Source organism: Paradesertivirga mongoliensis, assembly GCF_024436395.1.
GTDB lineage: Bacteria > Bacteroidota > Bacteroidia > Sphingobacteriales > Sphingobacteriaceae > Paradesertivirga > Paradesertivirga mongoliensis.
This window is the reverse complement of record NZ_JAFMZO010000004.1, coordinates 501,450-524,593: the sequence shown is the minus strand read 5'-3', so window position 1 is coordinate 524,593 and position 23,144 is coordinate 501,450. Positions and strand designations below refer to the sequence as shown.

Genomic DNA, 23,144 nt, shown 5'->3' with positions numbered 1-23,144 from the left:
CTATGCTTCAAATTGCAATTGGCTAAGATAACGGTATAAGCCTTCTTCATTTTTAAGAAGCTCATCATGAGTGCCACTTTCGATAACCATTCCCTTCTCAAGAACTACGATTTTATCTGCTTCTCGAATAGTTGACAAGCGATGGGCAATAATGATTGACGTCCGGTCTCTCATCAGAATCTCTAATGCTTCCTGTACCAGTCGCTCCGACTCCGAATCTAACGATGAGGTCGCCTCATCGAGAATTAAAATAGCCGGATCTTTTAATAAAGCTCTCGCAATAGCAATTCGCTGGCGTTGTCCCCCGGAAAGTTTAATCCCGCGTTCGCCAACCAAAGTATCATACCCTTCGGGCAAGGCTGTAACAAAGTTATGAGCGTTGGCTTTTTCAGCTGCTGCGATAATTTCTTCGTCGCTCGCGCCAATTTTCCCATATCCAATATTTTCCTTTATGGTTCCTCCGAAAAGAATGACATCCTGTGGAACAATAGCAACCTGATTTCTGATGTCGGTTAGAGCGTACTCGCCGGCGGGTTTGCCATCAAAAAGCAATTCACCTTCCTGTGCTTCATAAAAACGAAGTATTAATGAAGCAATCGTAGATTTACCCGCTCCACTGGGTCCAACAATCGCTACTTTTTCACCTGCACGGGCTTCGAACGACAGTCCCTTCAACACCGTAATCTCCTTACGGGATGGGTATGCAAAAACTACATCTTTAAAGGCCAGTTCCCCTGTTATAATCTTTTTGGTTTGATTTTCGGAAGCAACAATTGATATCGCTTCGTTTTTCTCGTTCAGGATCTCCATGACACGCTCACTCGCGCCTATTGCCTTCTGCACGTTAGCGTATAATTCGGGAAAGGTACCCATTGCAGCACCCACAAACATGGCATACAAAATATAGGTGGTCATGCTTCCTACATACAATTCACCCTGCGAAACAAGGATGGAACCGTACCAGATTACTCCTACAATAGTACCGAACAAGCAAAAGATGATAAACGAAGCAAAGCCACCTCTGTAAGTAGCTCCCCTTAAGGCGATTTTTACTACTTCTCTTAAACTAAGATTGTACCGGTTTGCCTCGTAAGCCTCATTTACAAAAGCCTTAACGCTGCTAATCCCTTGCAAGGTTTCTTCTACTACAGTATTCGATTCAGCAAGCTTGTCCTGAGCCTGGCGCGACACTTTCCGTATCAGCTTCCCCAGAAAAATTGCAACAACCACTAATACCGGAAGAATGCTCAGATTAAGTACAGTAAGCTTAACCGAGATAAAAAATAAAAATGCAACACCGCCAATCAAGATCACAATTTGTCTTAACATTTCAGCCAGGGTAGTAGTAAGTGTATCCTGGATCTGAGACAGATCAGACGAAAGCCTGCTGTTAAGTTCACCAACCCTGCGGTTCGAAAAGAAATCCATCGGGAGGGTGATCAATTTGAAGTAAGTATCTCTACGGATATCCGCCAGCGATTTCTCGGCAACTTCCACAAATAATTTTATCCTGAAAAAAGAAACAAACGACTGCAAGAACAAGATCACGAAAGCAACAATGCCGATCAGGTTAATGCTGGCAGGAATAAAGGAATATTTTTGATTGCCCTGGGCCGCATCTATCATGGCGCCCAAGAGAATAGGGAAGGCAAGGCCCGTTAAGCTGGATAAGAAAAGAAAGATTAACCCGATGATAAACTTCCACTTATAAGGCTTTAAATAATTAACCAAACCCGAAATCCGCTGTAAAGACTCTTTATTAATTTTGGCTTTAGGAAGTTCTTGTTCAGGTGCTGTTCCGCTATTAAATCTGTTTCTCGCCATTAACTATTAAAATAAAAAGCACCCATAAAGGCGCACAAAATTACTGTTTTCTTTGCTTTTAAAGTTCTAAGAAAATCACTGCAACGTCAATTAACTGAATTCAACGCGCACAATATCGCCTAAATGCAAACCCAGCAAACCACTGGCGTTTCCTTTGTTTATAGCAATTTCGAGGTAATTACTTATCCCAAACAAACAGAGTTTCTCGCCTTCAGGAACTTCATTATAATGCCAGCTTAATGTGGATATCGATTCATTTTTCCGGAAGTATAATACAAAATCCCTGTTCTGCTGAATTCTGGAGAACAAATCTTTAGAAATATTCGTGATCACGTTTTGAAAAGAGTCGATATAAATCACGCTCCCTTTAATTACATTATGCTCAATCACCGGCTGTAAATTCACTTTCTCTTCAAGTTCAGCAAGCGGGATCCCTATATCCTCCATTTTTCCACCCTCGGCGAGGTGAGTTGATGCCTTCGCGAAAATGTCCGTTAAAGGGAAATGAAGGAACTTTAAATCCTGCATAATATTCAGCTCTACAATCTCATCCGGCTTCTCGTCAAACATTAACGAAAAGATTCCGTTATCAGAGCCCACAAAAAAATGTCCTTTGTACTTTACAGCAAGGTATTTGGTGTTTTCGTTAAACACCGAATCTATCCCGATAAGGTGCACCGTGCCCGACGGAAAATAGGGGAACGCATTTTTTAAAACGAAAGCTGCCTGCGGAATGTTGAAAGCAGAGATGTTGTGTGTAATGTCAATAATATTCACCGTTGGCCTGATACTCAGAATGCTTCCTTTAAGAGCAGCCTGATAAAAATCTTTGTAACCCAAATCGGTTGTTAAAGTGATTATAGCCATTAAAATGTGAATATTTATTATTAACCTTGCGAGAGGCTTACAACCTGCAAATATTGAATTTTAATTGCACAAAAAATCAGGAAACTAAAAAAACCGTAACTTGAACGAACTAAAAATAGACCTTGAGAACATCAATCCCGTTACACTTTGGGGTTCGAATAACGAATATTTTGAAGTAATAAAAAGGCAGTTCCCTAAAATTAAGATTGTTGCACGCGGCAACGAAGTTAAGGTGTTGGGAGACGAGGCGGAGATTGCCACTTTCAATTCGCGATTCTCAAAAATCATTCAGCACGTAGAAAAATTTCAGAACCTCAGCACGAACGAATTAGAACGTTTGCTTGATGCAAAAATAACCATAGAAACTGAGTCGGCTTCGCCCCAGAACTCAGGCGCCGGAAGCGAGGCGATCGTATTTGGGCATAACGGTATTGTGGTAAAAGCGCGAACAGCCAACCAGCGCAGAATGGTTGACGGAATTAACAAGAACGACATTCTGTTCGCGATCGGTCCGGCAGGGACTGGCAAGACTTACACCGCTGTGGCTCTGGCTGTCAGAGCCTTGAAAAACAAGGAGATAAAACGAATTATATTAACAAGGCCTGCAGTTGAAGCCGGCGAAAACCTGGGTTTTCTTCCGGGCGACTTGAAGGAAAAGATTGATCCATATTTACGTCCGCTTTACGACGCTTTGGATGATATGATCCCACCCGAAAAGTTAAAAGTATACCTGGAAAACCGCACTATTGAGGTTGCTCCTTTAGCGTTTATGCGTGGCCGGACCCTCGACAACTGTTTTGTGATTCTGGATGAGGCTCAGAATACCACCGACATGCAGATTAAGATGTTTCTTACGAGGATGGGACCCAGTGCAAAGTTTATTGTAACGGGCGATGTTACTCAGATAGATTTACCTAAAAAACAGCAATCCGGACTTCAAACCGCCTTAAGAATACTAACCGACATTAAAGGGATCGATATCATTTACCTTAACGGAGATGATGTGGTGCGACATAAGCTCGTTAAACAAATCTTGAAAGCGTACGGAGATATTCAATAAAACCAAAAAGATTAATATGATTCTATATGGAGCATTAGGGTTAAAAGCCTAATTTTGCCTTAATGTTTAATTTCATATAAGCACTAATTTCTTCATGTCAGCAATAAAAGAAACGCACTTTCAATTCCCGGGTCAGACTAATTTTTACAAAGGAAAGGTACGCGATGTATATACCATCGATGATAAACTCCTTGTGATGGTGGTTTCAGACCGGATTTCGGCATTCGACGTAGTTTTACCCGAGCCGATTCCATTTAAGGGGCAGGTACTTAATCAGATTGCTGCAAAGTTTTTAAGTGCGACACAGGATATTGTTCCAAACTGGGTAATCGACGTACCGGACCCATCAGTTACTATAGGGAAAATTTGTGAGCCTTTCAAAGTTGAAATGGTGATAAGAGGTTATTTGGCCGGACATGCATGGCGGGAATACCAGGCTGGCAGACGAGAAGTTTGCGGTGTTAAACTTCCTGAAGGACTAAAAGAAAACGATAAATTACCCGAACCAATCATTACCCCAACTACCAAGGCTTCGGTTGGACACGATGAAGATATTTCAAGAGAAGAGATTCTGAAAAAAGGTATCGTTTCCGAAGAGGATTATACATTACTGGAAGAATACACTCGTTTATTGTACCAAAGAGGAACTGAACTGGCCGCCGAACGCGGACTTATCCTCGTGGATACCAAATATGAATTTGGTAAAGCCGAAGGTAAAATCTACCTGATAGACGAAATCCATACACCTGATTCATCGCGCTATTTTTATAAAGAAGGATATGAAGAACATCAGGCGAAGGGCGAGCCACAACGCCAGCTTTCGAAAGAATTCGTGCGTAAATGGTTAATGGAAAACGGGTTCCAGGGAAAAGAAGGACAAACAATTCCTGAAATGAACAAAGAGCTTGTAAATTCCATTTCGAATAGGTACATTGAACTATATGAACATATAACCGGTGAGTTGTTTATCAAGAGCGATTCCCCCGAAATTTACCAGCGGGTAGAAAAAAACATCAGCGACAGTTTGAGTCGTTTAAATTGAAAATATTTTTTATTATTGTAATCAAGGATTTACTTACAGGAAGAGTGATATGAAGTTCTCAATAGACAAACACGAGAAGTACGTTTTAATAAAGCTGAACGAATCGAAATTAAACAGCCTTATTTCACCGCAGCTTAAATCAGAATTTATTCTTATCAACACAGAGGGGTTACGAAATATAATTCTTGATCTTTCGGCGGTTAAGTATTCCGATTCATCGGGCCTGAGCAGTTTGCTTGTGGGGCACAGGCTTTGCAAAAATTCAGAAGGTAGTTTTATCATTACCGGTTTAAACGAAAACATTCAACGCCTGGTAACCATATCGCAATTGGAGAATGTCCTTTCAATTGTCCCAACTGTCGAAGAGGCAATCGACCTGATCTTCATGGAAGAAATTGAAAAAGAATTAAAAAAAGAGGCCAGATAATTGCTGACTTATATGCATGAGGTTTGATGTAACTATTTTAGGCAGCAGCTCTGCAACCCCAATTTATAACCGAAATCCAAGTTCCCAGCTTCTTAATATTAATGAACGTCATTTTTTGATTGACTGTGGAGAAGGTACGCAGGTTCAATTGCTTCGCAATGGGATTAAAACACAAAAAATAGAACATATTTTTATCAGTCACCTCCATGGCGATCATTATTTAGGTCTGGTTGGCTTATTGTCATCACTGCACCTCAATGGCAGAACCCGGCCTATGTATCTTTACGGTCCGCCCGAGCTGATGGAAATCCTTGACATTCAATTCAAGTACTCACAAACCCAACTTAGATATCCAATAGTATTTAAGTCCACTCAAACTACTCATATCGAGAAAATTCTCGAAAGCAACGATGTGATAGTAGAAACATTTGTATTGGATCACCGGATACCCTGCACCGGTTTTAAGTTTTCGGAAAAGAAACGCGGACGAAAGATTATTAAAGAGAAGTTTGATGAGCTGAAAATCCCCATAGATTTAATTCCTGAATTGAAAAGGGGAGGCAGCTTTACCGATAAAAAAGGACGGACTTATTCAGCCGATGAACTCACCGTAGAGGCGCCCGAACCGCGCAGCTACGCATACTGTTCGGATACTCTCTGCAGCTGGGGATATCTGGATGCGATCAAAGGAGTGAATACCCTTTATCATGAGGCTACATTTATGCACGACATGCTCTCGAGGGCGCAGGAAACATATCATACTACTTCGTTACAAGCTGCGGAAATCGCTATTAAGGCAGAAGTAAATCAGTTGTTATTAGGCCATTTTTCTGCTCGCTACCGTGAACTTGAGCCTCTGCTTGAAGAGTGCAAAACTCTTTTTGCAAACGCAAAACTGGCGATAGAAGGACAAACTTTCGAAATTTAGATCCTACTCTTTTCTTCCACCGAAAACCGAGAAGCTAACGTATCTTTTAGGATTGGCTTTCAGATCAATCATCAGCTTGTCGAGGTTTGCCGATGCATTGTTAAGATTATTATAAAGCCGTTCATCGTTAATTAACTGACCAAGCGTACCCTGTCCGCTATTTACTTTGTTAACGGCTGCCTGCAAGTCGGCAACAGCTTTGTCTGCATTCTTTATAGTATTCTCAAAATTCGCCCTGGCAAACTGATCAGAAACTTTTTCGAGATTTGTCATTACTGCATTTATACGAGCATTATTGTTTTTAAAGTTTGATGAAACCGACTCGAGATTGGCCATTATTGCTGAGATTCTGGTGCTTTCCATGCCAACCAGATTGTCGACTCTTTTGCTGGTTCCTTCGAGTGTTTCCAGAGTTCTGGCAATACTAGCGAAGCTCTTATTGAAGTTTTGCTGAAACTCGGGACTTATGGTGTTATTTACAGATGTAAGTACCGAATCTAATCGGCCAATAATTAGTTCGGCCTTCTTTTGTATAGGCTGAACCTGTTCCATTAAATTCTTTTCGGAATTTGCTCTGAGCGTATCGCCGTCTTCTGCGTAAACCTGGCTGGATCCCAGTTCAAATACGATTGCTTTGCTGCCAAGAAGGTCGGTGCTTTCCAAGCGGGCTATGGTATTTTTTGGGATCTGATAATCGGGACTGATTTTAAGTTGGGCCAGTATAGTGCCGTTGGGCTGTAGTTCCAGGGCGGCTACCCGGCCAATCTGATAACCATTCACCAAGACAGGTTTCGATACGGTTAATCCTTCAACGCTGTTGTAACGGGCATAAAACTCGTTCTCGCTCGAGAAAACATTATTTCCTTTTAAAAAACTATATCCCAGAACTAATATTGTAATTGCTACTGCAGCAAGAATGCCGACTTTGGTCTCATTAGTAATTTTCATCAATTATGGTTGTTGTACGCAGGAATTATCACGAAGGCTTTATTTGTTAACAATCCGTGATAGTTCAAAGCAATCATTTAGCTTGTAAAGATACTATTGTATTTCTACTTGTTTCTTATATGTTTGAATTGCTTTTAACAAACAACTTACTATTTCGGTTTGACCATAATCCGATACCATGTATTCTTCCTCCTGAGGGCAGCTTACAAAGCCTATTTCTGTGAGCACAGCTGGCATACCAGCCTTTGCCAGCACAGCAAGACTTTGTTCTTTTACTCCGCGGTCAATTCTGCCGGTAGCCACGTATTCGTTCTGCATCAAGCTTGCAAGCTTAATACTCTGATCTCTGAACTGGTTCTTCATCAAAGAAAAGATAATTATACTTTCCGGATCATTTGGGTCAAAGCCATCATAATTATCTTTATAATCCTTTTCCAATAATAACGAGGCATTTTCACGTAACGCAGCATCCTGTTGCCCTAAGCGGTTAAATCCCGACACAAAAGTCTCAGTGCCACGCACCGAACTCCTATTTTTTGTACTTGCAGGCATCGAATTGCAATGAATGGAAATAAATAAATCTGCCTTAGCCCGGTTTGCCACTCCAATGCGTTCATAAAGCGGGATGAAAACGTCTTCCGTGCGGGTATAAATAACTTTTACATCCGGCATACTTTCTTCAATCGCTTTCCCTAATTTGAGCGAAACCTGTAATGCCAGGTCTTTTTCACGTGCGATTAACCCGCGTGTGCTTCCATCATGGCCTCCATGTCCGGCATCAACAACGATAGTTTTAATTCTGTAAGGTGCCGGAGCAGGAACTTCCGATTTTCCCGTAAACGACAACATAGGAAGCAATAATAATAACCAGAAACTTGAGGTGAGTGTCTTTACCAAACCAGTTTTTGCACTTGTTTTAATTTTATTCATTTTGCTCGAAAACTTTTTCTAATCGATCTCTACTTGCTTTTTATAATTACGGACAGCACTTACAATATCCTCTACAATCTCTTCCTGACCTTGCACTGAATTCATATATCGTTCCTCTTCAGGATTGCTTATAAACCCTATTTCGGTGAGAACTGCAGGCATACCCGCACGCTGAAGAACGAGTATATTCTGTTCCTTAACCCCGCGGTCAACTCTGCCTGATCCAACGTATTCGTTCTGTAATAATGTTGCCAAACGGATACTTTGATCTCTGAACTGATTTTTCATCAACGAAAATATGATCATACTTTCAGGATCTTTTGGATCATAACCTCCATATTTACTTTTATAATCTTTCTCCAATAGAATATCGGCATTTTCTCTGATGGCCACATCCTGTTCATCTATCCTGCCAAAGCCGGCAACAAAACTTTCTACTCCCTTAATACTCGTTCTGTTTGCCTTAGATGTTGGCATTGAATTACAATGTATGGAAATAAATAAGTCTGCTTTCGCTCGGTTAGCCAGGTTTGTTCTACTGGCATTTTCAACAAAAACATCCGAAGTTCGGGTATATAAAACCTTTACATCCGGAAAACTTTGTGTTATTGCTTTTCCTAAACGAAGAGCAACCTGTAAGGTTACCTTTTTTTCTGATGAATATTTTCCGGAGGCTCCCCCCGCCTTTCCTCCGTGACCCGCATCAATTACAATAGTCTTTATACGATAAGCGGGCCTGGCGGAGTTATTAGTAAAAGATAAAAACAGCAGAGATGTTAAAAAAGGTAAAAAACCTATAAGCAATACTCTCGATGGGTTAATTTTCATTAATTTCGGCCAGTCTTTTATCATTGCAAAAATAATATTCATCATCAAATTTGAAATTTATCAAGAAGTTTTTTGTGAGAACCCTGTTTTTGATTCTGCTGCTGTTTTCAAACTTTGATATTTTCTCTCAAAGTACTCCGCCAAAAACGGATACTTCGCAACTCATTACCCCTATAACGGATACTTTATCAAAAAATTCTACCTCATCTTCCGGATTAAGTTCGGAAGTTAAATACACTGCCGACGATTCGATAAAGTTCAGCATCGACGGCAATATAGTTTACTTATATGGCAATGCCAGAGTATCGCATGAAGAAATGGAACTTTCTTCGAGCTATATCCGCCTCGATCAAAAAAACAAACTTCTATTTGCCAGCGGACAAAGAAACAAATATTCTGTTTATAAAGGACGTCCGATCTTGAAACAGGGCTCTGAACCGCCTGTAACATCGGACTCGCTGGTCTTCAATTTCGACACCAAACGGGGTAAATCTTTTGGCACCTTAACCGAAGTAGACGGTGGATTTATACAAGCCAACCAGTTTAAAAAGAATGAGTACAATGAGGGCTTTTTCAAAAATGGCATTTATAGTACCTGTAGTTTACCCGAGCCGCATACGCATTTCGGAATTCACATTACCCGCGGAATTGTAACCGAAAAACAGGTAATAAGCGGTCCTGCTTATCTGGTGATTGAACATGTGCCTTTACCGGCAGCAATACCTTTTGGATTTTTTCCAAAAACGAATAAACGTGCATCCGGTCTGCTTTTCCCCACATTTGGTGAGGATGGCACCAGAGGCTTTTTTATGCGGGGACTTGGGTGGTATTTCGGTATCAATGACTATTGGGATGCAGAGGTGCGGGGAACCCTTTATTCTAAATTATCCTACGAGACAAGTTTACAAGCCAGATACCGTAAAAACTACAAATACAGCGGGGGATTAAACCTGAGCTATGCATCAAACAGAGATCCTAATAGTATAGAAGGGACCGTGAACGCTAAACCAAGGAAAGACTTTAATATTCAATGGACCCATTCTCAAAGCGCTGAAGCTAATCCGGGAACGAGTTTCTCTGCCAACGTAAATATTGGTACCAGTTCCTATTTTCAAAATACCAGGGTTGCCGGCGACAGAATTGAACAGGCTACCAACAGCAGCGTATCATCAGGTATAAATTATCAGAGGACGTTTGCCAATAACCTGTTTAATTTTAGCACATCTTTACGGCATAGCCAGGACCTGCAAAAACAAAGGCTTTCGCTGGACCTGCCAACCTTCAATCTGGGTATGACTACTATCAATCCATTTGAAAGCAAAAGCGGTTCTGCAAATCCGAAATGGTACGAGCGTATATCTGTAGGCTACAGCATGCAGGGATCTAATTCAATTTCGGATGCACACGAGGATTCGGTTTTTAAAAAAGAGACCTTAAAGCGCTTCAGAAACGGAATTCAGCATAGCGTTCCTATTAGTATGTCGTTTAATGTGGCTAAATATTTTCAATTTAGTTCGGGTGTGAGTTACGGGGAACGCTGGACACTACAGACGATAAGGAAGCGATATGACACAGATTTGAAAAAGGTCTTAGTAGACACAGTATCAGGCTTCGCCAGAAATTATGATTATTCGTTGAATACCGGATTTAGCACCAAATTATATGGCACCAAAAACTTCAGGAAAGGCAATTTAGTAGCTATAAGGCACGTAATGACGCCCAACTTTAGTTTCTCCTATCGTCCCGATTTTAGTTCGGACAGGTTTGGCTTCTGGCGAAATATAGATGTCCCGGCAGATGCTGATACAGTTCTCAGAGATACTCGTTATTCAATCTATGAACGTGCAATAGGCGGCGGGCCTGGGTCGGGACGTTCTGCAAACATCAACTTCTCTTTCGAAAATAATATCGAAGCTAAGGTCAAATCCAAAAGCGACACTTCATCTAAATTTGAGAAGAAGCCCATTATTCAGGGACTGACTTTTAGTGGTAACTATGATTTTGAAGCCGAAGAACTTAATCGACTATCCACTATTTCATTCGGTGGCCGAACGGCTTTCTTTAAACAAAAACTAGCAATCTCTTTCCAGGGAGTTCTTGACCCGTACCGATTAGATACCGACGGATCTAGAAGGATTGGTTTCTTGTTTCAAGAGGGCAGATTGGCACGACTTTCGAGTTTTTCATTTTCAACAGGCTTTAACCTTAATCCTGCAGCCTTTAAAAGGCGGCAAGACAACCTAACAGAGCAACAAAATAATCCGAACACTACGCAACAGCAACGGGAGGATATTTCTGAAATACTCCGAAATCCTAATGGCTTCGTGGATTTTAGTATTCCATGGAACCTCAACGCTTCCTATAGTTTCTTCTTTTCTAATAACGGCGTCATCAGAAATGTTACCAACAACTTAAATTTCACTGGTGATTTTAGCGTAACACCTAAATGGAAGGTAAGCTACTCTTCGGGTTGGGATTTTAAAGCAAACGATTTCACTACTACCTCCTTTGCCATTAACCGCGATCTCCATTGCTGGGATCTGGCATTTAACTGGGTTCCTTTTGGTTTATATAAGAGTTACAGTGTTGACTTACGAGTCAGGGCCTCCATACTTCAGGATTTAAAGCTGAGTCGCAGAAGCGCCAGCAACAGTGGTATTTACTATCGATGATTTTAACCGAAATAATAACTATAGGCGACGAAATACTGATTGGGCAGATTGTTGACAGCAACTCGGCCTGGATAGCGCAAAAGCTAAATGAATGCGGCATCCGCGTCAAGCAAATTACTTCGGTATCTGATGATCGTGCACATATTCTTGAAGCTTTAAACGCCGCCTCCAGCCGTGCCGAAATAGTGATTATGACAGGAGGCCTGGGTCCGACTAAAGACGACATTACCAAAACCACACTCGCCGAATATTTTAATGTAGGTTTTAAAAGGGATGAAGCTACTCTGGCGAATGTATCCCGGATTTTCGAACGTTTTAAAAGACCATTGCTTGAGGCAAATATCCGACAGGCGGATGTTCCGGAAAACTGTACTGTTCTCCTGAATGCAAACGGTACTGCTCCAGGTATGTGGTTCAATCATCAGGAGGTTACTTATGTCTCGTTACCAGGCGTTCCGTTTGAAATGATGTATCTGATGGAAGAAGAAGTATTGCCGAGACTGAAAACCCAGCACCAGCTTGACGCAATTGTCCATCAGACTATTTTGACGGCGGGGCTTGGCGAGTCATTTCTTGCCGAAACTATATCCTCCATTGAAGATTCATTACCATCGCACATAAAACTTGCCTATTTACCTAAGCTTGGCCAGGTGCGGCTTCGTCTGAGCGCCTACGGAGGTAATGAAGCAGAACTGCAAACCGAAATAAACCATTATGTGGATAAAATTGTGCGAATGCTCGACAAGTATGTGGTTGCTACCGAAGACAAACCACTTGAGAAAGCTATTCTAGACTTTATGGAAGAAAGAGGCTTAACACTTTCGGTGGCAGAAAGCTGTACAGGTGGCTATCTTTCGCACCTTCTGACTCAGCATGCTGGCTCAAGTTCGGTTTTCCTTGGTGGTGGGGTAACGTACTCCAATGATCTGAAGATAAAGGTTCTGGGAGTTGCTCCAGACACCATCGATCAGTTTGGCGCCGTAAGCGAGGAGACGGTAAAGGAGATGGCTTGCGGCTCGCTGAATAAATTTAACTCACAATACGCTATCGCGATTAGCGGAATTGCCGGACCCGGCGGGGGCACCGCCGACAAACCCGTTGGAACTGTGTGGGTTGCAGTTGCAGGGCAGAAACGCCTGGTTAGTAAAAAATTTCAGTTCGGAAGCAAACGCGCGCAAAATATAGAAAGATCTGCTATCAACGCTTTAATATTACTTTTCCACATACTACGGGAAGACCATTGTTAACTGCTAAAAAGGTTTATTTTTGCCTTTGCTTGTTATAAAATATGCCTCAATTTGAATTGATCCTTCCTAAAATGGGCGAAAGCGTTGCTGAAGCCACCATCATAAAATGGTTAAAGCAACCCGGAGAACAGGTAAAGGAAGATGAAGCAATTGTAGAGATTGCGACGGATAAAGTGGATTCTGAAGTGCCGTCACCTGTTTCGGGAACACTTATCAAATACTTATATCAGGAAAACGACACTGCTCAGATTGGTGATGTGATCTGTTTAATCGAGACGTCAGAATCTGTCTCGGCAGAAGCGATACCCGCAATCGCGGATGCTACAACGAACGAAGAACTAGCTACTGAGCCCGCAACACCCGAAGATATTCCAGGAATCAGCACTGTGACAGAGCAGCCTGATGAAGTAAAACCTGAAACAGAAACAATCATTTCATCCGGAAGATTTTATTCCCCGCTCGTAAAAAGCATTGCTGCGGAAGAAAACATATCTGACGAAGAACTGGATACAATTCCGGGAACCGGAGCGGAGGGAAGGGTTACCAAACAGGATCTTCTTGATTATATATCCGGCAGGAATCCCTCGGGCTATAAAACAGCCTCTTCCGGATTTTCGAAAGCAGAACAATCAGCCAAACAAATCTATACGTCACCAACCTTTGGCCACTCTGGTACCGATGAAATTATAGAAATGGATCGGATGCGTAAGCTTATAGCCGAGCATATGATGATGAGTGTTCAAACAGCGCCACATGTTACGTCCTTTGTTGAATCGGATGTAACCAATATTGTGAGATGGCGCGAAAAAAATAAGTCTTTATTTGAGAAGAAAGTAGGCGAAAAAATCACCTATACTCCAATTTTTATTGAAGCTGTAGCTAAGGCAATAAGAGACTTCCCACTAATAAACAGCTCGTTAAACGGGACTCAGATCATTAAAAAAGCGGACGTGAATATTGGTCTGGCGGCCGCGTTGCCATCGGGTAACCTGATTGTTCCGGTAATCAGAAAAGCAGATCAGTTAAATCTGATTGGCCTAACCAAAGCAGTAAACGATCTCGCAAATCGCTCTAAGAGCAACCAACTGCAACCCGATGAGATTAAAGACGGCACCTTTACTGTTACCAACATCGGCTCGTTTGGCAACATTATGGGAACGCCCATTATTAACCAGCCACAGGTTGCAATCCTGGCGATAGGTGCAATTCAAAAGAAACCTGCAGTGATTGAGACAGAACAAGGCGACATGGTCGGTATCCGACACAAAATGTATTTATCTTTATCTTATGATCACCGGATAATAGATGGCGCTCTGGGAGGAATGTTTTTGAAAAGGATAAGCGATTATCTGGAAGCCTGGGACATTAATACCGAAATATAGTCGCCCCAGAACGTTTGTTCTAATCGTAGTTAGGTTATCAAACGGTTCGATGTAAATGTATCAGCGCACCCTCTGCCGCCGTATTTTTCAGAAACTTCATTATTTCATACGTGAGAATACCTGTTTCGATTAAAAAACCATCGTGCCCATAATAAGAATCTATTTCCAGATATGAAGCTCCGGGGATTTTTTCGGCCAGAAAACGTTGCTCGGAAGGAGGGAAGAGAATATCTGAACTGATACCCACCACTAATGTCTGAGCCTGAATTTCCCTTAATGCCTCAACAATGGAAGACCTGTGCCTGCCTACATTATGGCTATCCATTGCTTTACTCAAATACCAGTAGCTGTAAGCATTAAAGCGCTTTACTAGTTTATCGCCCTGGTAGTTTTGATAGGAGGATGCTTTAAAATTATCCCACTTTTCGTTGCCATCTTCCATTTGCGAATTAGCGTACGTTTCGTAATTACGGTACGACAAAAGAGCTATACTTCGTGCGGCCTTCAAGCCATCTTTTCCGCCGTCTGGTGTATCATCAAAATAAGTAGGGTCAGCGGCAATAGCCAGACGCTGACTTTCATTAAAGGCAACACCCCAGGGAGAATGGACTGCATTTGTAGCAATTATAATCAATCTTTTTATTCTAAGGGGTTCGCTAATCGCCCACTCAACAGCCTGTTGGCCGCCAAGAGAGCCGCCAATAAGCAAACCGATCTCAGAGATACCCAGATGATCTGCCAATAACTTCTGAACCTCCACCATGTCTTTCACGGTAAATTGCGGGAAAGAGCGGTAGTATCCTTGTTGGGTCTCCGGGTTGAAACTTAGGGGACACGTAGTACCATAACTTGAACCCAGGATATTCGCGCAGACGATAAAATGATCTTTGGGATTAAACAGGTCATCTTCCCCAAACAACCCTTGCCACCAATCAAACACATCCGAATTTCCCGTAAGGGCATGACACACCCACACCACATTATCTTGCTTTTCGTTAATGCTCCCGAAAGTCTGATAGGCTATTTCCAAACTTTGAAGCTCGGCACCGCTCTCGAATTTAAAGGTATTAGTGTGGGTAAATATTTGTATGCTCATTTGGGTGGGAATGACGAAGTGTTATCTTCAGCACCATTAATAATAATTAGTTCTGTTGTGATTAAAATCCTGCATTTTTTGCGATAAACGATCCACAAGAATGCATGCCGGAACTAATAAAATTTAATGGAAGAAACTGAGACCTCGTCTTTTCTTTGTTCATGGTTTTACATAATTTATATTTTCCCGGTGTTTCCGGGAGCAGGATTTGGCACCTTTTCCGGCGAATACCGGTTAGGTTGTCAGCGGGTCCTGGAGCCTGTTCTCTCACCGCTTCTTTATAAATCAAAACCTTGTTGAGGGGTGTTGACAGATTGGTAATGTACCAAATTGCGTCAAATATACGTTCTAAAGCACTATTCACCAAAAATTAAGGGAGAATTATTTTAGCGCCTGTTCTAAATCTGCTATCAAATCGTCTATATATTCCAGGCCCACAGAAATACGCAAAAGGTTTTTGGGAGTTTTGGTATCCGGACCTTCTACAGACGCCCGGTGTTCAATCAAACTTTCTACGCCCCCCAGACTGGTGGCCCTGGTGAAAAGCTTGAGTTTGTTTGAAATCTCTCTGGTTTCGTCAGAACTCCCTCTGATTGTGAATGATAGCATCCCACCAAAATCACTCATTTGTGTTTTAGCGATATGGTGCAAAGGATGATTTTCAAGACCGGGATAAAAAACAGCTTCAACCCGTGGATGCGACTCAAGGTACCGGGCTATTTTTCCCGCATTTGCCGAATGTCCGCGCATACGATACGGCAGTGTCTTAATTCCCCGGACGGCCATATAGCAATCAAAAGGTGCCGGCACAGCGCCAGAAAGAGTTTGAACAGACCGGATGCGCTCCCAGAATCCGTCGTTGTTCTTAGTAATCAGCACACCTCCTAATACATCGCTGTGTCCGCCTAAATACTTTGTAGTGGCATGCATAACCAGATCGGCCCCCAAAGTAAGTGGTTGCTGAAAAACTGGTGTGGCGAATGTATTATCACAACAAACGATAATGCCTCTCTCATGAGCGATTTTGCAGATTCCCGCTATATCCGTGACTTTTAACAGAGGATTAGAAGGTGTCTCTATCCAAATCAGTTTAGTATCCGGTTTGATAGCCGATTCAACAGCTTTCAAATCAGATAAATCTAAATAGTCTGCCGTAAGAATATCCTTATAAACACTATTGATAAGATTTTTTAATCCATGATACATATCATCGGGGGCGACAATATGACTTCCCGGCTTCAGCGATTGAAACACAGCCGCACCGGCGGCGTTGCCCGAAGAGAAAGCGCAGGCATCCACACCGCCTTCTAATTGTGCCATAACGTTTTCCAGCGATTTCCGGTTAGGGTTTGCCGCCCGCGTATAACTAAAGCCTCCGGGAAATTCTCCGTCTTCTCCGCGTTCAAAAGTAGTCGACAATGTGATGGGCTGAACTACAGCCCGCGTTGAAGGGTCGGTATGGTTGCCGGCATGAATTGCAATCGTTTCAATTTTCATCTTCTGAGGCTTTCAGCAAATATTAGATTTCTATTCAAAATAAACCAGTCATAATGGAATAAAAGCTATTGTTACAACAATATGATAGTACAATTTGTGGCATTATCGTATTTTTGTTTTAATGGATTCTGAACACAAACTCCACACCTTAATATCCGACAAAAATCTCTCTCAGGAACTTAAAGATATTGCTTTAAAGGTATCAAACCATCAGCGAATAAGCTTTGATGAAGGAGTTATACTATACGAAAATGGGGAATTAGGATACCTCGGAGTTCTGGCAAATTATATCCGTGAGAAGAAGCACGGAGACCGCACCTATTTCAACCGGAATTTTCATATTGAACCCACAAATCTTTGTGTTTATGATTGTAAGTTCTGCTCGTATTCCAGGTTAATAAAGCAGAAAGAAGAAGGCTGGGAGTATACCATGGATGAAATGTTCGACATGGTAAAAAAATACGATGGACAGCCGGTAACAGAAGTACATATTGTAGGCGGGGTATTACCACAATATGATGTAGCGTTTTATTCCGAACTGTTTAAAAAGATCCGTCAGCATAGACCAGAACTTCATATTAAAGCATTAACACCGGTTGAGTATCATTACATATTTAAAAAGGCAAAAATAGATTATCCTACCGGGATGAAATTGATGAAAGATGCTGGTTTAGATTCAATTCCCGGGGGCGGCGCAGAGATCTTTCATCCTGAAATCAGGGAACAAATCGCTAAAGATAAATGTAACGCAGAACAGTGGTTACAGATCCATGAAGAATGGCACAAACTTGGACAGCGTTCTAATGCCACCATGTTATATGGTCATATCGAGCAATTCTGGCATCGCGTAGACCATATGGAACGACTGCGGGAGTTGCAGGACAGAACCGCTGGTTTCCAAACCTTTATCCCGCTTAAATTTCGTAACCAGGATAACCAGATGTCTCATGTTCCGGAAGTTTCGGTGATTGAAGATTTGAGAAACTATGCTATTTCGAGGATCTATTTAGACAACTTCGACCACATCAAAGCATACTGGGCGATGATTAGCCGCGAAACGGCTCAGCTTTCGCTGAATTTTGGTGTGGATGATATCGATGGGACGCTTGACGATACTACAAAAATTTACTCGATGGCAGGCGCTGAAGAGCAAAATCCAGCGATGAGTACTAAAGAGCTCGTCGATCTGATTAAGAATATTGGACGCCACCCCATTGAGCGCGACACTCTTTATCGTGAGATTACCGACTATAAAGATTTTGTTTTCGAGGAGGTTGCCAAACCTCAGTTCTATAAATTACCTGTAATAAATTAATCGATATTGGAGAAGACTATTTATCTGATTCGTCATGGCGAAACAGACTTGAATAAAAGGGGAGTGGTACAGGGCAGAGGCATGGACACCGAACTTAATGAAACCGGTTGGAAGCAAGCCGAAGCATTTTATAAAGCTTATAAACATGTCCCTTTCGATAAAATCTATACCTCCACATTAAAACGGACGCATCAAACTGTAAAGCAGTTTATTGATGACGGGATTCCATGGACACAGTACGCAGGATTAGATGAACTGGCATGGGGGATTTACGAAGGGAAGGAAAGTACCGAAGAAATGCGGACGGCCTTTGAAAACATGATGGCTGGCTGGACAAAGGGCGATCTTCATTTAAAATTCGAGGCAGGGGAGAGTCCCTTAGAAGTGAAAGAAAGACAGCTCGAAGTTCTGGAGAAACTTATTGCTGAGAATACCGCCAAAAATATACTGATATGTATGCATGGCCGGGCAATGCGTCTTTTTCTATGTCTTCTAACCAACAGGTCTATTTGCGAAATGGATACCTTCCCGCATCAAAATACCACTCTTTATAAGCTTCATTTTGATGGAAGTACTTTTAATATCATTGATTTTCATAATACAGACCACTTAAAATATTTTTGTGAGCAGGATTAGAGTTTCCGCCGTATCATACACTAATACAAAGCCCTTTGTTTACGGACTTGAGCACTCGGGCATAATGGACGAGATCGACCTAACATTAGATATCCCATCAGATTGCGCCCGTAAACTAATTGATAACAAGGCAGATATCGGATTAGTCCCGGTTGCAGCATTGTTAAATATTCCCGGGTATAAAATACTATCCGACTTTTGTATCGGTGCAAACGGCGCGGTTAATTCAGTATTTATTTTTAGTACAAAACCTATTGGCGAAGTAAAAACAGTGAGGCTCGATCTTCAGTCGAGAACATCAAACGCTTTGGCCAGAATTCTGCTTAGAGAGTTTTGGAAAGTTGATGTAGTGTTTTCCGATTCACCGGATACAGATGCCTATGTTGAAATTGGCGACAGGACTTTTGGAAAGGCAGAAAAAGTACCATTTGCATATGATCTGGCCGAAGCATGGAAGTCGTTCACCGGGTTGCCATTCGCCTTTGCTGTTTGGGCTTCGAACCGGGAACTTGAACCCTCTTTTATCACCAGGTTTAACGAAGCTTTAAGCTACGGCCTTGAACACCGGCCTGAATTACTTAAAGCACTGCCTCCAAATCCGGACATAGATTTGGAAGATTATCTTCTGCATAAAATTGATTATGCCTTAACTGCTGACAAAAAAGAAGCAATTGATCTGTTCTTGTCGTATTTAAAGCAGATCTATGCCATTAGTACTTAAACTGCAGGCTTAGGTAAAAGCTTCGGTTGGATGATGGGATTATTCCCGGGCCGGGATATCCGGTAGCTCTTCTGGTGAAATAATATTGGTTGGTGAAATTGTTCACACCTGTTTCCAGTTTAAGATATTTCCATTGTTTTGACAAGCCAAAATCAAAAACATGAAAGGCAGGGATCAGACCCGTGACTGCGGAAGCGCCTCCATTCGAGTCGTTTGATGCATCGGTAAACTGCCTGGACAAATACGTAGCCTGCAACCTGCTTCTAAGAGTTTTCCATTGAGCTTCCAGGCCACCTTTAAAATTTAATAAAGGAACGAATTCTACTTCCTTGCCTTGCACGCCCACATTACTTTTAATATATTCTGATTTAACTAAGGTAAGATTTGAAAAGACATTTAACTCAAGTTCATCTTTCTTAATCAAATCATAAGTGGTAAATGTCTCTAATCCGTAAATCAGAGCCTTTCCAATATTGGTACGCGTACTTATGAGCCGGGAATCCTCCTCTTTCTTGATTAAAAGCTCCCCGATACGGTTTCCATAATTTAAAAGAAAAGCGCTTATATCAAACCTAAACCAGCGATTAGTTTGATTTCTTATTCCAGCATCCCAGCTAAAGCCTTTTTCGTCGGCAATATCTAAGTCTGTTTCAAAAGAGGGGCTGGTAACATGAATATCACTGAACGTAATAGCACGAAAATTCTGACTTAAGTTGGAATAAAAGCTTGTTCCATTTGCATGCTTATACTCCAAACCTAGTCCGGCAATGACAAATGACCTTACGCGGCCTAAAGTGCTTGGGATCACCTCATTCAAAATAATATTTTCAGCAAGGTCTTTTCTTACATCACGGAAGTAACCGTCGGAGCGTGTATTGATATACTCATACCGAATACCCGGAGTTAGTGTGAGATTGTCTTTCAGATAAACAATATTCTCGAAAAAGAACGACTGATTGAAGTTTGGATATTTATAGTCTGACTTTAAGTTCTCGGCGCTTTCTATAAATTCAAAATCAGCCGAATAGCCATTATTGGCAATTCCCTGTTTTCCGGTGTTCGCTACTTTATATGTTCTTGCACCTATTAGTCCGGTGGCATTTAAGCCGAATAACCGATAAGGTTGAAGGTGACGGGCTTCCATGCCAATAGTATTGAACTCACCGATTATCAGTTCGCGATTCTCTTTTTCGGTAGGGGTGCCGTCCTCGACTTCGACCCTATAATTCAAAAAGCCAAGCGCCTTTCTTGAAGCCAGCAGTCCGAAAGCCCTTACGTTGAATTTTCCGCTAGCACCGACCTTCTGGTCATACGTTAAATTAAACAGGTTCCAGTCTATTCCGAACCAGTTTCTTTCACGATTGGATTGCGTCGGGTCTTCGTTAAACATCCTGTCGCTTAAGCCGCCTGCCTGCTGAGATAAATAGTTAAGATAGGTATGCTCGAAGGCAATGGATGATTTGGGATTAAAAGCATAATCGAGATGAAAATAGGTCGACACATTATTATATTTCGAATTTGGGCGCCATCCCTCGGCTTTTTTATAATTGACGAAAGCGTAATATCCGAACTTTTTATTGGTTCCGGAGATACTGTTGAATGTATTGAATAAGCCATAAGACGCAATACTTTCCCTGCTCACAAATTCGAACTTTTTATCTTTTACAGGCTTCTTCATCACAAAGTTAATTAGCCCGCCAAACTGCGTTCCATATTGCAGAGAAGACGCTCCGCGGATAATTTCGATTGATTTTACCGCTTCAACAGGAGGAGTGTAATAGCTTTCGGGATATCCCAGAGCATCCGGACTAATATCGTGGCCGTTTTGGCGCACGTTAAAATTAGCTGCCCGGTTGGGGTTTAGTCCCCGGCCGCCGATGTTTAACTGCAAGCCGCCTTCACTTTCCCAGATATTCAGACCCGCCACTTTAGCATAAATCTCGCGGGCATTATTCGTCGAGAGGTTGGCTATCACATTTTCCATACGAATCACCTCGCTTTTCTTGCCGGCATAGATCGCGGTTCCTTCTACGGCTCTTAAATACCCAAAATTACGTGCCTTAACAGGATCTTTAATAGTTACCGTGCTAAGTACCTGAGAAAGACTTGTCAGTTCGACCTCGATAAAGTATGTGGGATTCTGGATTTCTATTGTGGTATCGCGATAGCTTTCTTTGCTGAAACGTAGTTTTTGGCCTGCTGTAATGCTTGTACCAACACTGAAGCGACCCGTTGAATCTGTAACAGTAGAGAGATTTCTGTCGGATAAAGAAACTTTAACCCCGACTACGGGGCCCGACAGATCCACAACGCGGCCGGCAATATTCTGCGCCCGCAAGCTATCCGCTGATAAAGCAAAAATTAAAATTAGTATGTAGTTAAAATCCTTTAATTTCATGGTTAAACTGTGTAATCCACCCTTTATGCTTGAACCCATCTTCTTTTCCGTAAAGATCTACCTTCGGATCTATAAGTAATTGATTTGACCTGGCGTTTAGTGTGGCATAACATTCCACAAAAACTGCAGGCTCTTGAAAACCTTGCTTTTTAAATTCATTTCCCAGGAAATTAGCGAACTGCACTATCATGTCTGGCTGGAACGACATTTGCTTCTCCTGGGTAGCATTTAAGTAGTTTCCGTTATTTATTATTCTTTGCTGTGATGACTTCAGATCTTTTACGGTAAACGTGGCAATTCCTGCTTTTTCCATCAACATCACCCTCCAGGAAAACCGGTATCCCTGTTCAGTCCAGAACAACTTACCAGGATATAAAAGAAACCTTAAAGGAAACAGCACCTGGAAAAGAAAGAAAGGAATCAATATATAGGATAGCGTGGCCAACTTCTTTTCCAGCAGGATTGATTGAGTCTCCTTCTTCTTATCGAACCATTTTAAAAGATTCAAAGCCATTTTTTCGTCAAAGAAGATTAACGAACCAATGATCATGATGTATGGAAACATGCCGATCGCTGGAAAGAAAATACTGGTGCAAACATGAAAAATAATCACCACCGGAAAGGCGAACTTTCGAGTCTTCTTATACAGCAGGAAAATCCAAATAGTAAGATCATAGAGCGCTCCAAACCAACTAAACAGGTAAGCCATCCAGATCTCGTCCACCAGACCGCCGATTAAAGGCAGGTCGTATTTAGAAGGCAGCCATATTTTCAACGGAAGGGCATGTACAAGCCAATCGGTGTTAAGTTTTGCCAATCCCGCATAAAAATAAACAAGGCACAACATAAACCGGATGGAGCCGACACACCAGCGGGGAACATGAGTATAGGTTTTGGTATAGTTAAAACGCGTATCAAGTGAGCAAAAATTTCCGGCAGGTAGCCAGATTAACAGGAAACCAACAATCGCGATAAAATAATAATGATTAAGATAATAAGCTTTATCCATCAACTCGATGTAGCTAAAACTGAGAAAGAACAGGATAGCAGAGATTCTGTACTTCAATCCGAGCATCAAACCCAAAGCCGACAGGGCACATATCAAAAAAATGAGGTATGTGTAGATGCCAAGGGGCCTTATAAACTCAAAGCCATAGAAAGTAAAATGGAAAGACGGGTTAATATAAAGCTCAGCTATCCATCCCATTAACCAGAATCGTAAAACACTTATAAACATCACCGCCCCAAACATTATCCTGAATAATGCAAGGGGCGCAATGTGAACCGGTTGTTCCAGGTATTTTTTCAATGGATAAATTCCTTATT

General features: G+C 41.8%; 19 protein-coding genes and 1 riboswitch. Of the genes, 10 read left to right on the top strand and 9 right to left on the bottom strand.

Translation table 11 applies throughout. The annotated features are described in order from the left end of the window. Complete coding sequence (locus J3P43_RS17835; protein ID WP_255904977.1) at positions 1 to 1,824, bottom strand: ABC transporter ATP-binding protein; 1,824 nt, start codon at positions 1,822 to 1,824, stop codon at positions 1 to 3. Positions 1,825 to 1,914: 90 nt separating this feature from the next. Further along, a complete protein-coding gene (locus J3P43_RS17830; RefSeq protein ID WP_255904975.1) occupies positions 1,915 to 2,691 on the bottom strand; it encodes an SAM hydrolase/SAM-dependent halogenase family protein in 777 nt (258 codons plus the stop codon). Between the two features lie 100 nt (positions 2,692 to 2,791). On the opposite strand from J3P43_RS17830, the gene J3P43_RS17825 reads away from it, so the two are divergent. The 4 genes from J3P43_RS17825 (at position 2,792) to J3P43_RS17810 (ending at position 6,148) form a co-directional block, all read left to right on the top strand. Then, positions 2,792 to 3,751, top strand: a complete 960-nt coding sequence (locus tag J3P43_RS17825; protein WP_255904973.1) for a PhoH family protein — start codon at positions 2,792 to 2,794, stop codon at positions 3,749 to 3,751. A gap of 94 nt (positions 3,752 to 3,845) precedes the next feature. Further along, positions 3,846 to 4,793 carry a phosphoribosylaminoimidazolesuccinocarboxamide synthase gene (locus tag J3P43_RS17820; protein WP_255904971.1) on the top strand — a complete coding sequence of 316 codons (948 nt, stop codon included), beginning with the start codon at positions 3,846 to 3,848 and terminating at the stop codon, positions 4,791 to 4,793. Between the two features lie 49 nt (positions 4,794 to 4,842). Further along, complete coding sequence (locus tag J3P43_RS17815) at positions 4,843 to 5,220, top strand: STAS domain-containing protein (RefSeq protein ID WP_255904969.1); 378 nt, start codon at positions 4,843 to 4,845, stop codon at positions 5,218 to 5,220. A 16-nt stretch (positions 5,221 to 5,236) separates the two neighbouring features. Next, complete coding sequence (locus J3P43_RS17810; RefSeq protein ID WP_255904967.1) at positions 5,237 to 6,148, top strand: ribonuclease Z; 912 nt, start codon at positions 5,237 to 5,239, stop codon at positions 6,146 to 6,148. A gap of 3 nt (positions 6,149 to 6,151) precedes the next feature. Here J3P43_RS17810 and J3P43_RS17805 read toward each other — a convergent pair whose 3' ends face one another. From J3P43_RS17805 to J3P43_RS17795, 3 genes are all read right to left on the bottom strand, one after another. Continuing rightward, positions 6,152 to 7,096 (bottom strand): MlaD family protein, encoded by a 945-nt coding sequence (locus tag J3P43_RS17805; protein WP_255904965.1) that lies wholly within the window; start codon positions 7,094 to 7,096, stop codon positions 6,152 to 6,154. A 93-nt stretch (positions 7,097 to 7,189) separates the two neighbouring features. Then, positions 7,190 to 7,945: an N-acetylmuramoyl-L-alanine amidase family protein gene (locus J3P43_RS17800; protein WP_255905114.1), complete on the bottom strand. Its 756-nt coding sequence runs from the start codon at positions 7,943 to 7,945 to the stop codon at positions 7,190 to 7,192. A 99-nt stretch (positions 7,946 to 8,044) separates the two neighbouring features. Continuing rightward, positions 8,045 to 8,896 (bottom strand): N-acetylmuramoyl-L-alanine amidase family protein, encoded by an 852-nt coding sequence (locus J3P43_RS17795; RefSeq protein WP_379126260.1) that lies wholly within the window; start codon positions 8,894 to 8,896, stop codon positions 8,045 to 8,047. A gap of 8 nt (positions 8,897 to 8,904) precedes the next feature. Between J3P43_RS17795 and J3P43_RS17790 the strand changes: the two genes are divergently transcribed. The 3 genes from J3P43_RS17790 to J3P43_RS17780 are packed head-to-tail and all read left to right on the top strand — an operon-like array spanning position 8,905 to position 14,155. Further along, the gene (locus tag J3P43_RS17790) at positions 8,905 to 11,526 is read left to right on the top strand and encodes a putative LPS assembly protein LptD (protein ID WP_255904961.1); all 2,622 of its coding nucleotides are present in this window, start codon (positions 8,905 to 8,907) and stop codon (positions 11,524 to 11,526) included. Continuing rightward, positions 11,526 to 12,773 (top strand): competence/damage-inducible protein A, encoded by a 1,248-nt coding sequence (locus J3P43_RS17785; RefSeq protein ID WP_255905112.1) that lies wholly within the window; start codon positions 11,526 to 11,528, stop codon positions 12,771 to 12,773. The genes J3P43_RS17790 and J3P43_RS17785 overlap by 1 nt, the downstream gene beginning before the upstream one ends. 41 nt (positions 12,774 to 12,814) lie before the next feature. Then, positions 12,815 to 14,155 carry a dihydrolipoamide acetyltransferase family protein gene (locus tag J3P43_RS17780; RefSeq protein ID WP_255904959.1) on the top strand — a complete coding sequence of 447 codons (1,341 nt, stop codon included), beginning with the start codon at positions 12,815 to 12,817 and terminating at the stop codon, positions 14,153 to 14,155. A gap of 37 nt (positions 14,156 to 14,192) precedes the next feature. Here the strand turns inward: J3P43_RS17780 and J3P43_RS17775 are convergent, their stop codons facing one another. Further along, entirely contained in the window at positions 14,193 to 15,251 is a 1,059-nt protein-coding gene (locus tag J3P43_RS17775; RefSeq protein ID WP_255904957.1) for a homoserine O-acetyltransferase family protein, read from the bottom strand. A 173-nt stretch (positions 15,252 to 15,424) separates the two neighbouring features. After that, positions 15,425 to 15,538: riboswitch (SAM riboswitch) on the bottom strand. A 94-nt stretch (positions 15,539 to 15,632) separates the two neighbouring features. Continuing rightward, positions 15,633 to 16,748, bottom strand: a complete 1,116-nt coding sequence (locus J3P43_RS17770) for a trans-sulfuration enzyme family protein (protein ID WP_255904955.1) — start codon at positions 16,746 to 16,748, stop codon at positions 15,633 to 15,635. 121 nt (positions 16,749 to 16,869) lie between these two features. On the opposite strand from J3P43_RS17770, the gene mqnE reads away from it, so the two are divergent. The 3 genes from mqnE to J3P43_RS17755 are packed head-to-tail and all read left to right on the top strand — an operon-like array spanning position 16,870 to position 19,420. Continuing rightward, positions 16,870 to 18,063: an aminofutalosine synthase MqnE gene (mqnE, locus tag J3P43_RS17765; RefSeq protein WP_255904953.1), complete on the top strand. Its 1,194-nt coding sequence runs from the start codon at positions 16,870 to 16,872 to the stop codon at positions 18,061 to 18,063. 6 nt (positions 18,064 to 18,069) lie between these two features. Continuing rightward, on the top strand, positions 18,070 to 18,699 hold the full coding sequence (locus tag J3P43_RS17760; RefSeq protein ID WP_255904951.1) for a histidine phosphatase family protein: 630 nt from the start codon (positions 18,070 to 18,072) through the stop codon (positions 18,697 to 18,699). Further along, on the top strand, positions 18,686 to 19,420 hold the full coding sequence (locus J3P43_RS17755; RefSeq protein ID WP_255904949.1) for a menaquinone biosynthetic enzyme MqnA/MqnD family protein: 735 nt from the start codon (positions 18,686 to 18,688) through the stop codon (positions 19,418 to 19,420). Before J3P43_RS17760 ends, J3P43_RS17755 begins: the two co-directional genes overlap by 14 nt. Here J3P43_RS17755 and J3P43_RS17750 read toward each other — a convergent pair. Further along, on the bottom strand, positions 19,410 to 21,818 hold the full coding sequence (locus J3P43_RS17750; protein ID WP_255904947.1) for a TonB-dependent receptor: 2,409 nt from the start codon (positions 21,816 to 21,818) through the stop codon (positions 19,410 to 19,412). The genes J3P43_RS17755 and J3P43_RS17750 overlap by 11 nt on opposite strands. Further along, a complete protein-coding gene (locus J3P43_RS17745; RefSeq protein WP_255904945.1) occupies positions 21,799 to 23,127 on the bottom strand; it encodes an HTTM domain-containing protein in 1,329 nt (442 codons plus the stop codon). The genes J3P43_RS17750 and J3P43_RS17745 overlap by 20 nt, the downstream gene beginning before the upstream one ends. Between the last annotated feature and the right edge of the window lie 17 nt (positions 23,128 to 23,144).